General features: G+C 67.7%; 10 protein-coding genes. All 10 read left to right on the top strand.

What is annotated here, in order from left to right; genetic code table 11:
- Positions 1-792, top strand: a 792-nt coding sequence (locus GTP77_RS25485; protein WP_371869402.1) for an XrtA-associated tyrosine autokinase, incomplete at its 5' end; no start/stop codon positions are given.
- Positions 785-2,347: a TIGR03016 family PEP-CTERM system-associated outer membrane protein gene (locus GTP77_RS25490; protein WP_161074966.1), complete on the top strand. Its 1,563-nt coding sequence runs from the start codon at positions 785-787 to the stop codon at positions 2,345-2,347. The genes GTP77_RS25485 and GTP77_RS25490, both read left to right, overlap by 8 nt.
- A gap of 15 nt (positions 2,348-2,362) precedes the next feature.
- The gene (locus GTP77_RS25495) at positions 2,363-3,376 is read left to right on the top strand and encodes an XrtA/PEP-CTERM system-associated ATPase (protein WP_161074967.1); all 1,014 of its coding nucleotides are present in this window, start codon (positions 2,363-2,365) and stop codon (positions 3,374-3,376) included.
- Positions 3,373-4,515: a non-hydrolyzing UDP-N-acetylglucosamine 2-epimerase gene (wecB, locus tag GTP77_RS25500; RefSeq protein ID WP_161074968.1), complete on the top strand. Its 1,143-nt coding sequence runs from the start codon at positions 3,373-3,375 to the stop codon at positions 4,513-4,515. The genes GTP77_RS25495 and wecB overlap by 4 nt, the downstream gene beginning before the upstream one ends.
- A complete protein-coding gene (locus tag GTP77_RS25505) occupies positions 4,500-5,375 on the top strand; it encodes an XrtA system polysaccharide deacetylase (RefSeq protein WP_228894360.1) in 876 nt (291 codons plus the stop codon). Before wecB ends, GTP77_RS25505 begins: the two co-directional genes overlap by 16 nt.
- A complete protein-coding gene (locus GTP77_RS25510) occupies positions 5,372-6,430 on the top strand; it encodes a FemAB family XrtA/PEP-CTERM system-associated protein (protein ID WP_161074969.1) in 1,059 nt (352 codons plus the stop codon). Before GTP77_RS25505 ends, GTP77_RS25510 begins: the two co-directional genes overlap by 4 nt.
- Before the next feature lie 4 nt (positions 6,431-6,434).
- On the top strand, positions 6,435-7,661 hold the full coding sequence (locus tag GTP77_RS25515; protein WP_161074970.1) for a TIGR03087 family PEP-CTERM/XrtA system glycosyltransferase: 1,227 nt from the start codon (positions 6,435-6,437) through the stop codon (positions 7,659-7,661).
- Positions 7,658-9,277, top strand: a complete 1,620-nt coding sequence (gene xrtA / locus GTP77_RS25520; RefSeq protein WP_161074971.1) for an exosortase A — start codon at positions 7,658-7,660, stop codon at positions 9,275-9,277. The genes GTP77_RS25515 and xrtA overlap by 4 nt, the downstream gene beginning before the upstream one ends.
- 29 nt (positions 9,278-9,306) lie before the next feature.
- The gene (locus GTP77_RS25525; protein WP_161074972.1) at positions 9,307-11,202 is read left to right on the top strand and encodes an XrtA/PEP-CTERM system amidotransferase; all 1,896 of its coding nucleotides are present in this window, start codon (positions 9,307-9,309) and stop codon (positions 11,200-11,202) included.
- 65 nt (positions 11,203-11,267) lie between these two features.
- On the top strand, positions 11,268-12,476 hold the full coding sequence (locus GTP77_RS25530) for a TIGR04063 family PEP-CTERM/XrtA system glycosyltransferase (RefSeq protein ID WP_161075004.1): 1,209 nt from the start codon (positions 11,268-11,270) through the stop codon (positions 12,474-12,476).
- Positions 12,477-12,478: the final 2 nt, after the last annotated feature.

Here is a 12,478-nt window from a genome sequence, read left to right on the forward strand (position 1 = left end):
GCTGCCGCGCCGGCCGACCAGGGCCAGGCCGCGCCCGCCGAAGCCGACGGCGGCGGTCCGCGCCGCGGTCCGCGCCGGGTGGAGCTGGACCTCAAGCATATGCAGGACATCGGCCTGGTCACCGCCGCCGGCGGCCGCACCACGCTGGTGGAGGACTTCCGCGTCATCAAGCGCCCCCTGATCAAGCGCGCCTTCGGTCCGCGCCCGCCCGACGAGAAGCCGGGCAACCTGATCATGATCACCAGCTCGCTGCCGGGCGAAGGCAAGACCTTCTGCTCGATCAACCTGGCCATGAGCATCGCCATGGAGCTGGACCACACGGTGCTGCTGGTGGACGCCGACGTGGCGCGCCCGTCGGTGCTGCGCACCCTGGGCCTGCCGGCCCAGCGCGGCCTGATGGACTTGCTGCTGGACGAGAAGATCGACATGGCCGACGTGATGCTGCGCACCAACGTCGACACGCTGACCCTGCTGCCGGCCGGCACCAGCAACCCGCGCGCCACCGAACTGCTGGCCAGCCAGACCATGACCACCTTGGTCTACGAGATCGCCAACCGCTATCCGGACCGTATCGTCATCTTCGACTCGCCGCCGCTGCTGCTGACCAGCGAAGCGCATGTGCTGGCGGCCCACATGGGCCAGATCGTGGTGGTGGTGGAAGCCGAGCGCACCACGCAGCACGCGGTCAAGGAAGCGCTGTCCCAGCTCGAGGGCCTGAGCAATGTTAACCTGATCTACAACAAGACCCGCGAATTCCCCGGCACTGAAACCTATGATTATCACTATGGCTAAACCGCGCCGCAAAGCCTTGGCGGCGGCGGTGGGCCTGGCGGCGCTGGCGCTGGCGCAACCCAGCCGCGCCGACTGGAGCGTGACGCCCAGCCTGAGCCTGCGCGAAACCTGGTCCGACAACGTGGTGCTGGCCCCCAAGGGCCTGGAGCAGGGCCAGTTCATTTCCGAGGCCACGCCCGGCCTGGTGGTGCGCAACCACGGCCCGCGCGTGGACTTCAGCCTGAACTACACCAAGAATTTCTACAAGTACGCCGACAACGACGTGCGCGGACCGGACGGCCAGGCCGCCAACAGCGGCCACCAGAATCTGCAGGCCCAGCTGCACGCCAAGCTGATCAGCGAGAAGCTGTTCCTGGACAGCACCGCCAGCATCAGCGAGCAGGGCGTGTCCGCCTTCGGCCCGTCGGCCACCGTCAATCCGTCCAACCCCTTCGCCCCGGGCCTGACCAGCGAGGTCAAGACCTGGCGCGTCAGCCCCTATCTGCTGCACCGCTTCGGCGAGCAGGCCAGCGCCGAAGTGCGCTACGCGCGCGACAAGGTCAGTTCCGACCAGCTCAACTTCGGCAGCAGCACCAGCGACCAGTTCTCGGTCAACCTGGCCAGCGGCCCGGCCTACCACACCATAGGCTGGAACCTGTACTACATGCGCCAGAACCTGCAGGACACGATCTCGCAAAGCTCCAGCAGCCAGAATATGATGGGCACGCTGAACTACCTGTATTCGCCGCAGCTGACCCTGACCGTGACGGGCGGCTACGACAGCTACGACTACCAGTCGCCCGGCGGCGTGACCAAGGGCGCGAACTGGTCGGTGGGCGGCAGCTGGCGCCCCAGCAACCGCACCTCGGTCCAGCTCAACGTGGGCAAGCGCTACTTCGGCGACAGCTACTTCCTGGCCGCCTCGCACCGCACCAGGCTCAGCGTCTGGAGCCTGAACTACAGCGACGCGGTGACCACCACGCGCGCGCAGTTCCAGCTGCCGTCCGCCGTCAACACGGCGTCCATGCTGGACCAGCTGTTCCAGGCCCAGATTCCCGATCCGGTGGCGCGCCGCCAGGCGGTGGAGGCCTACATCATCGCGGCCGGGCTGCCGCCGACGCTGGCCAACAGCATCAACTACCTGAGCAACCGCTACATGCTGCAGAAGCAGCTGCAGGCCACGGCCGCCTTCAACGGCGTGCGCAGCACGCTGATCCTGGCCCTGACCAGCTCGCGCCGCAGCGGCCTGTCGCTGCTGGACGTGGACGCCGGCCTGCTGGGCGGCAGCTCCAGCGCGCTGAACGACAATACGCGCCAGAGCGGCGGCACCGCCACCTACAACTGGCGCATATCGCCGTTCACCAGCATGAACCTGTCGGCCAACTACAACCGCTCCGAATCCCTGTCGCTGGCCCGCCGCGACAACAACCGCTCCGTGCGGCTGAACCTGACGCGCCAGTTCGCCCGCAAGCTGAACGGCAATCTGGAGCTGCGCCGTACCAAGGGAGCCACCGCGGTCGCCGGACGCGACTACACCGAGAACGCCATATCGGCGTCCTTGAGCAAGCAGTTCTAGTGGAGTCTGGCAAGGATGTACGAAAGTTACTACGGCCTTAGCGCCAAACCGTTCCGGCTGCGGCCGGATCCGCATTTCTTCTTCGGCAGCAAGGGCCACAAGCGGGCCATGGCTTACCTGGAGTACGGCCTGTCGCAGGGCGAGGGCTTTATCGTCATCACCGGCGAAGTGGGGGCGGGCAAGACCACGCTGGTGCGCAATATGCTCAACACCCTGTCGTCGCAGCAGATCGTGGCGGCGCACATCGTCAACACCGCGCTCAATTCGGAAGACACGCTGCGCATGGTGCTGTCGGCCTTCGGCCTGCCCAGCGAGGACGCCAGCAAGAGCACGCTGCTGACGCGGCTCGAAGCCTTCCTGCGCGCCTGCGACCAGCAGGGCCGCCGCGCGCTGCTGGTGGTGGACGAGGCGCAGAACCTCACGCCGCGCACGGTGGAAGAGCTGCGCATGCTGTCGAACTTCCAGACCGACGACAAGTCGCTGCTGCAGACTTTCCTGCTGGGCCAGCCGGAGTTCCGCGCCACGCTGCACAGCCAGGACATGCAGCAGCTGCGCCAGCGCGTGATCGCCACCTACCACCTGGGGCCGATGGACGCGCAGGAAACCCAGGCCTATATCGAACACCGCCTGCACACGGTGGGCTGGAACAACGACCCGGCCTTCACGCCCGAGGCGCACGCCGGCATCTACGCCTACAGCGGCGGCATTCCGCGCATGACCAACGCGCTGTGCGACCGCCTGCTGCTGATGGGTTTCCTCGAAGAGCTGCATGAATTCACCGGCGAGCACGTCGAAGAGGTGGTCAAGGACATCGCCACCGAGTTCCAGGAGCCGGCCGGTCCGGCCAAGGTGGTGGTGGACGAGGCCGACATGGCCGCCGTCAACGCCGCCTACCCGGACGGCATGGACGAGCGCATGATGCGCCTGGAGAAATCCGTGGTGTCCGTGCTCAATATACTGAAGAAAATCGTCGCCGCGCCGGCCCCCGCCACGGCCAACAACAATGCCAAACAGGACAATATAGAATGAGTTCCGCTTTCCGCATCCTGTGCGTAGTGGGCGCCCGGCCCAATTTCATGAAGATGGCGCCCATCATGGCGGCGCTGTCCGCGCTGCGCCCGCACGTCGACGTCAAGCTGGTGCACACCGGCCAGCACTACGACGTGGCCATGAACCACCAGTACTTCGAAGCGCTGGGCATTCCGTCGCCGGACATCAACCTGGAAGTCGGCTCCGGCAGCCACGCGCAGCAGACCGCCGAGGTGATGAAGAAGTTCGAGCCCGCGCTGGACGAGGTGCAGCCGACCGCCGTGCTGGTGGTGGGCGACGTCAACTCCACCATCGCCTGCGCGCTGGTGGCGGCCAAGAAGGGCGTGCCGGTGATCCACGTGGAGGCGGGCCTGCGCAGCTTCGACCGCGCCATGCCGGAAGAAATCAACCGCGTGCTGACCGACCAGATCTCGGACCTGCTGTTCACCACCGAGGAAAGCGGCGAGGAAAATCTGCTGCGCGAAGGCGTGGCGGCGCACCGCATCCAGTTCGTCGGCAATGTGATGATCGACACGCTGGTGCGCAACCTGCCGCGCGCCATTCCGGCCGCCACCATCGTTGCCGACGCGGGCCGTCCCGGCCTGGCCGACGGCGCCCAAGGCTACGCCGTGCTGACCCTGCACCGTCCGTCCAATGTGGACGACCCGGCCGTGCTGCGCACGCTGCTGGAAACGGCGGCCGCCATTGCCCGGCGCACGCCGGTGATCTTCCCGCTGCATCCGCGCACGCGCGGCATGATAGAGAAGGCCGGCCTGAACCACCTGGTGGAAGGCCCCAACGTGCTGCTGCTGCCGCCCATGGGCTACCTGGAGATGCTGGGACTGATGAAGCAGGCGCGCGTGGTGCTGACCGATTCCGGCGGCATCCAGGAAGAGACCACCGCGCTGGGCGTGCCCTGCATCACCCTGCGCAACAACACCGAACGCCCCATCACCGTGGAGCAGGGCACCAACACCATCGCCGGACAGGATCCGGCCCGCATCCTCGCCATCTACGAGGAAGTGATGGGCGGCGGCGGCGAGGCCGGCCGCGTGCCGCGCTTCTGGGACGGCCAGGCCGCCGTGCGCATCGCCGCCGCGCTGCAGGCCTGGATGCAGAACGGATGCCAGACATCATGAACCATCCGGCCGTACCCGGCAGCGCCATCCGCAACGCCATGACCATCGACGTGGAAGACTACTTCCAGGTCTCCGCCTTCGCGCCCTATATCGCGCGCGACAGCTGGCCCGAGCGCGAGTGCCGCGTCGAAGCGAATATCGACCGCATCCTGGCCATCCTGGAGGCGGGCAATGTGCACGCCACCTTCTTCACGCTGGGCTGGATCGCCGAGCGCTATCCGGCCATGGTCAAGCGCATCGTGGCCGGCGGCCATGAGCTGGCCAGCCACGGCTACGGCCACCTGCGCGCCTCCGACCAGGACCGCGCCGCCTTCATGCAGGACATCAGCAGCAGCAAGGCCATCCTGGAAGACCTGGGCGGCCAGGCCGTGCTGGGCTACCGCGCGCCCAGCTTCTCCATCGGCCACGGCAACCTGTGGGCGCTGGACGCGCTGAGCGAGGCGGGCTACCGCTACAGTTCCAGCATCTACCCGGTGCAGCACGACCACTACGGCATGCCGGACGCGCCGCGCTTCGCCTGGCATCCGGAAAACGCCGGCGGCCTGCTGGAAGTGCCCATCACCACCGTGCGCATGGGCGCGCGCAACCTGCCGGCCGGCGGCGGCGGCTATTTCCGCTTGCTGCCGTATTCGCTGTCGCGCTGGATGATGCGCAAGGTGAACCAGGACGACGGCCAGCCCGCGATCTTCTACTTCCACCCGTGGGAGATCGACCCCGGCCAGCCCCGTCCCGACGGCATCAACCTGAAGACGCGCTTCCGCCACTACGTCAACCTGGCGCGCATGGACGGCCGCATCCAGGCGCTCACGCGCGACTTCGCGTGGGACCGCATGGACCGCATTTTCCTGGGCAAGGCATGAGCTCCGTCGTCGATGTGGCGCCTGCCGTGGCCACCCTGAAGCTGCTCACGCCGGCCGACCACGGCCGCTGGGACGCCTTCGTGCGCGCCGCGCCGCAGGCCACCTTTTTCCACCTGGCCGCCTGGCAGACGCTGATACAGCGCTGCTACGGCCACAAGACCTGGTTCTACTACGTGGAGCAGGACGGCCGGATCCAGGGCATCCTGGGCCTGTGCGAAATCAAGAGCCGCCTGTTCGGCCACTCGCTCAGTTCCCTGCCGTTCTGCGTGCACGGCGGCGTGGTGGCGCTGAACGACGGCGCGCGCGCCATGCTGGACGCGGCCGCGAGCAAGCTGGCCGATGACCTCGGCGCGGGCCACCTGGAATACCGCAACATCGAGCCGACCGGCAAGCCGGGCTGGCACGTGAAGGACTTGTACGTCACCTTCCGCAAGGCCATCAGCGAGAACCACGAAGAAAACATGAACGCCATCCCGCGCAAGCAGCGCGCCATGGTACGCAAGGGCATCAAGTGCGGCCTCGCGGCGGAAATCGACCAGACCGTGGACCGTTTCTTCCACATCTACGCCACCAGCGTGCTGCGCCTGGGCACGCCGGTGTTCCCGAAAAAATACTTCGCGCTGATCAAGGAGCTGTTCGGCGAGCAGTGCGAAATCCGCATCATCGTCAAGGACGGCGAGCCGGTGGCCGGCGTGATGAGCTTCTTCTGGCGCGACGAAGTGCTGCCCTACTACGGCGGCAGCATGCCCATCGCGCGCGACGTGGCCGGCAACGACTTCATGTACTGGAACCTGATGGAAGCGTCGGTCGAACGCGGCGTGCGCCTGTTCGACTTCGGCCGCAGCAAGATCGGCACCGGCGCCTACGACTTCAAGAAGAACTGGGGCTTCACCGCCACGCCGCTCGCCTACGAGTACCAGATGCACGCGGCTACCGAGCTTCCGGACAACAATCCGCTCAATCCCAAGTACCAGCTGTTCATCAAGCTGTGGAAGCGACTGCCGCTGCCGCTGGCCAATCTGCTTGGGCCGCACATCGTCCGCAGCCTGGGATAGCGCCATGGACAACTTGCTGCTGCTGGTGCACCGGATACCGTACCCGCCCAACAAGGGCGACAAGATCCGCTCCTACCATTTGCTGAAACACCTGGCCGAACATTACCGCGTGCACCTGGCCACCTTTGTGGACGACCAGGACGACTGGCAGCACGTGCCGCGCCTGCAGGCCATGACGGCCAGCGCGCACTTCGCGCCACTGAATCCAAAGAAGGCGCGCGTGCGCAGCCTGGGCGCGCTGCTGGGCAACCGTTCGCTGTCGCTGGACTACTACCGCGACGCCGGCCTGCGGCGCTGGGTGGACGAGACCGTGCGGCGCGAGGGCATCACGCGCATCGTGGTGTTCTCGTCGGCCATGGCGCAGTACGCCGAGGCCTATCCGGACGCCACCCGGGTGGTCGATTTCGTCGACGTCGATTCCGACAAGTGGCGCCAGTACGCCGAGAAGAAGTCCTGGCCCATGAGCATGCTGTACGCGCACGAGGCGCGCCAGCTGCTGGCCTACGAGCGCCGCGTGGCGCTGGAGTGCGACGCGGCGCTGTTCGTGTCCGCGCCCGAGGCTGAGCTGTTTCGTACGCTGGCGCCGGAGAGCGCGGCGCGCACCGGCCACTTCAGCAACGGCGTGGACACGGCCTATTTTTCGCCCGAAGGCCCGCAGGGCCAGCCGCATGACCATCCGTATACGGCGCAGGAGCTGCCGCTGGTGTTCACCGGCGCCATGGACTACTGGCCGAATATCGACGCCGTGACCTGGTTCGCGCGGGACGTGTTGCCGGCGGTGCGCGCGCGCCATCCGCAGGCGGTGTTCTACATCGTCGGCGCGCGGCCCGCGTCCGAGGTGCAGGAACTGGCCGGCTTGCCCGGCGTGGTGGTCACCGGCACCGTGCCGGACGTGCGGCCCTATGTGGCGCACGCCTCGCTGTGCGTGGCGCCGCTGCGCATCGCGCGCGGCATCCAGAACAAAGTATTGGAAGCGATGGCCATGGCGCGCACCGTGGTGGTGTCGCCGCAGGCGCTGGAGGGCATCGAGGCCGAACCGGGCCGCTCGCTGCTGCTGGCGGCCGATGCGCCGGCCTTCATCGCCACCGTCAACGCCGCGCTGGACCAGCCCGATGCCGCCATCGGCCGCGCCGCGCGCGCCACCGTCGAACACCTGTATGGCTGGAACAGCCATCTGGCCCAGGTCTGCGCCCTGCTGGAGGCCGGCCGCCCCGTGAGGAAAGAAGCATGACATCCAGTTCCCTGCCAGCGGCCGATGCCGGCGCGCCCGCATCCGCACCTGCATCTGCAACCGCATCCCCTCCCGGCCCTGCACCCAAGGCCGGCAAGAGCCAGAAGGCCTTGCTGCTGCTGGCCGTGGCGGCGCTGCTGCTACCCGTGCTCGCCTATTTTTCCACGGCGCGCTCCATCGTCGAGATCTGGGACAGCTCCGGCACCTTCACCCACGGCTACGTGATCCTGCCCATCAGCCTGTGGCTGGCTTGGCAGCGCCGCGCCGCCATCGCGCAGCTGAGCGCCGCGCCCTGCTGGCCCGCGCTGCTGGCGCTGGCCGCCTGCGGGGCCGCCTGGCTGCTGGGCGAATTCGGCGACGTGCAGATCGTGCGCCATTACGCCTTCGTCGCGATGCTGCCGCTGGTGGTCCTGGCGCTGCTGGGCAAGCGCATCGCCTGGGCGCTGGCCTTCCCGCTGGCCTTCGTGCTGTTTGCCGTGCCCTTCGGCGACGTCTTCATCAATCCGCTGATCGGCGTCACCGCCGACTTCACGGTGTGGGCGCTGCGTGCCACCGGCATCCCGGTGCTGCGCGACGGCACCAGCTTCTCCATCCCGACCGGCAACTGGTCGGTGGTGGAAGCATGCAGCGGCGTGCGCTACCTGATCGCCTCCATCACGCTGGGCTGCCTGTACGCCTACCTCACTTTCCGCAGCACCCGGCGGCGCGCGCTGTTCATCGTAGCCTCCATGCTGGTGCCGATTGTCGCCAACGGCCTGCGCGCCTATATGATTGTCATGCTGGGCCATCTGAGCGGCATGACGCTGGCGGTCGGCGTCGACCACCTGATCTACGGCTGGCTGTTTTTCGGCCTGGTGATGTTCTTGCTGTTCTGGCTGGGCAGCCTGTGGCGCGAGGACGCGCCGGCCGACGAGCAGGCCGCGCCGGACCGCGCCGCCGCCGAAGCGGCCGCCTCGGCGGGCAATGCGCCCATGCGCAGCTTCGCCGCCGCCCTGCTGGCGATCGCCGTATGCGTGGGCGCCTGGCCTGCCTACGCCGCCTGGCTGGAGCAGCGCGAAAGCGCAGCGGCGCCGGCCAGCCTGTCCGGCTTCGCCAGCACCTGGCAGCCGGCCGCGCCGTTCGCGCAGTGGAAGCCGAGCTACCCCGCCGCCAGCGCCGAACTGCAGCAATTCTATGCCGGGCCGGCCGGCCATCCCGTCGGCCTGAACCTGCTCTACTACCGCAAGCAGGACCACAACACCAAGCTGATCAGCTCGGTGAACCGCATGGCGGCGGAAAAAGACCCCAACTGGCACAGCGTGGCCTCCGAGCTGCGCGAGGAAAACCTGGGCGGGCGCGTGCTGGCCGTGCGTGAAAGCACGCTGTCCGGCGCCGGCGGCCGTATGCTGGTGTGGAACTGGTACTGGGTGGACGGGCGCTATACCGCCAACGACTACCTGGGCAAGGTGCTGCAGGTGAAGCAGAAGGCGCTCCAGGGCAGCGACGACGGCGCGGCCGTCATGGTCTTCTCGCCTTACGAGGAGAAGCCGGAAGTGGCGCGCGCCGCCATGCGCGCCTTCGTGGCGGCGAACCTGGCGCGGGTGGATGCCGCGCTCGATGCGAATCGGCATAAATAAATACTGAAACTGGGAAAGCGCGGGACATCATGTGTGGAATAGTCGGAATCTTTGATACGCGCGGCACGCGCGAAATCGACCGCGCGCTGCTGTCGCGCATGAACGAAACACAGCACCATCGCGGCCCCGACGAGGCCGACCTGTACATCGAGCCGGGCGTGGGCTTCGGCCACCGCCGCCTGTCGGTGATCGACGTGGCGGCCGGCCTGCAGCCGCTCGGCAACGAGGACGGCAGCGTCATGGTCTGCTACAACGGCGAGATCTACAACTACCGCGAGCTGACCGAGGAGCTGAAAGGCCTGGGCCACACCTTCCGCACCCGCTGCGACACCGAAGTGATCGTGCACGCGTGGGAGGAGTGGGGCGAGGAATGCGTGCACCGCTTCCGCGGCATGTTCGCCTTCGGCCTGTGGGACCGCAACCAGCAGGTGATGTTCCTGGGCCGCGACCGCATGGGCGTCAAGCCGCTGTACTACGCCATGCTGCCGGACGGCTTCTTCGCCTTCAGCTCCGAGCTGAAGGCGCTGCGCACCCTGCCGCAGCTGAACCGCGAGATCGACCCGCAGGCGGTGGAAGACTATTTCGCCTACGGCTATGTGCCGGAGCCGAAGACCATTTTCAAGGGCGCGCTCAAGCTGTCGCCCGGCTTCACCCTGCTGCAGAAAGTGGGCGCGCCGCAGGCCGTGCCCAAGCAGTTCTGGGACGTGCCGTTCAAGCTGCACGGCGCCATGTCCGAGCAGGACGCGCAGGAAGAGCTGCTGACCCGCATCCGCGAAGCGGTGAAGATACGCCTGGTGGCCGAGGTGCCGCTGGGCGCCTTCCTGTCCGGCGGCGTGGACTCGAGCGCGGTGGTGGCCATGATGGCCGGCCTGAATGAAGGCCCGGTGCACACCTGCTCGATCGCATTCAACGACAAGGCCTACGACGAATCCGAGTACGCCTCCATGGTGGCCGCACAGTACAAGACCGACCACTACACCGAGACCGTGGACACCGACGACTACGGCCTGATCGACACCCTGGCGCACCTGTACGACGAGCCCTTCGCCGACAGCTCGGCCATTCCGACCTACCGCGTGTGCCAGCTGGCGCGCAAGCGCGTCACGGTGGCGCTGTCGGGCGACGGCGGCGACGAGAACCTGGCCGGCTACCGCCGCTACCGCTACGCCATGGCCGAGCAGAACGTGCGCGGCCGCATTCCGCTCAGCCTGCGCAAGCCGGTGTTCGGCACGCTGGGCCGCCTGTATCCCAAGGCCGACTGGGCGCCGCGCGTATTCCGCGCCAAGACCACCTTCGAAGCGCTGGCGCGCGACACCGTGGAAGGCTATTTCCACGGCGTGACGGTGATGTCGGACGCCATGCGCGACAAGCTGTTCAGCCCCGGCTTCCGCGCCGGCCTGCAAGGCTACCGCGCCATCGACGTGATGCGCGGCCACGCGGCCAAGTCGCCGACCGACGATCCGCTGTCGCTGATACAGTACATCGACATGAAGACCTATCTGCCGGGCGACATCCTGACCAAGGTGGACCGCGCCTCGATGGCGCATGCGCTGGAAGTGCGCGTGCCGCTGCTGGACCACCAGCTGGTGGAATGGATCTCCGGCCTGCCGTCCGACATGAAGCTGCGCGGCAGCGAGGGCAAATACGTGTTCAAGAAAAGCCTGGAGGCCCATCTGCCGCACGACATCCTGTACCGCAAGAAGATGGGCTTCTCCGTGCCGCTGGCGGCCTGGTTCCGCGGACCGCTGGCCCAGCGCGTGCGCGACGCGCTGCTCGGCCCCCTGCTGGCCGACACCGGCATCTTCAACAAAGCCTTCCTGCACGAGCTGGTGGAACACCACCAGTCCGGCCGCCGCGACTACAGCGCCTCCATCTGGACCGTGCTGATGTTCGAGGCCTTCCTGCGCAAGGAAATGGCGGCTTAACCATGAATGCAACTGTGAACCAAGCTACCACCACCACCGCCACGGCCGCCGCCGCCGGCGCACCGCTGCGCATCCTGCATGTGCTGGACCATTCCATTCCGCTGCACAGCGGCTACACCTTCCGCACCCGCTCCATCCTGCAGCAGCAGCGCGCGCTGGGCTGGGAAACCTGCCACATCACCAGTTCCAAGCAGGGCGCCGCCGGCCCCGCCAAGGAAAGCGTGGACGGGCTGGAGTTCTACCGCACCGCGCCGTCCACCGGCATGCTGGCGCGCCTGCCGGTGTTCAGCCAGCTGGCCGTGATCGACACGCTGGCCGCGCGCCTGCTGGAGGTGGCGCGCCAGGTGCGGCCGGACATCCTGCACGCGCATTCGCCGGCGCTGAACGCGGTGGCGGCGCTCAGGGTGGGCAAGAAGCTGGGCATCCCCGTGGTGTACGAGATCCGCGCCTTCTGGGAGGACGCGGCGGTGGACCACGGCACGGCCAGCGAATGGGGCATGCGCTACCGCTTCACGCGCGCCATGGAAACCTATGCGCTCAAGCGGGTGGACGCGGCCACCACCATCTGCGAAGGCCTGCGCGGCGAAATCATCACGCGCGGCATCCCGGCGCAGAAGCTGACCGTGATACCGAACGCCGTCAACATCGAGGACTTCAGCATAGGCGGGCAGCGCGACGCCGCGCTGGCCGCGTCGCTGGGCATGGACGGCAAGGTGGTGCTGGGCTTTATCGGCTCCTTCTACGCCTACGAGGGGCTGGACGTGCTGCTGCAGGCCGTGCCGGCCATGCTGGCGGCCAATCCGGACATCCGCGTGCTGCTGGTGGGCGGCGGCCCGCAGGACGCCGCGCTCAAGGCGCAGGCCGAGGCGCTGGGCATATCCGGCCAGGTGGTGTTCACCGGGCGCGTGCCGCACAGCGAAGTGCAGCGCTACTATGACCTGATCGACGTGCTGGTGTATCCGCGCCTGAAAATGCGGCTGACCGACCTGGTCACGCCGCTCAAGCCGCTCGAAGCCATGGCGCAGGGCAGGCTGCTGGCCGCGTCCGACGTGGGCGGCCACAAGGAGCTGATTATCGACGGCGAGACCGGGGTGCTGTTCCGCGCCGGCGATCCGCAGGCGCTGGCGCAGAAGGTGCTGGCGCTGCTGGCCGAGCCGCAGCGCTGGGCCGCGCTGCGCGCCAGCGGACGCAATTACGTGGAAACGGAACGCAACTGGCGCGCCAGCGTGGCGCGCTACAAGCCGGTCTACGCCGCGCTGAGCCAGCGGGGTTGACG

The organism is Pseudoduganella aquatica, from assembly GCF_009857595.1.
Taxonomy (GTDB): Bacteria; Pseudomonadota; Gammaproteobacteria; order Burkholderiales; family Burkholderiaceae_D; genus Rugamonas; species Rugamonas aquatica_A.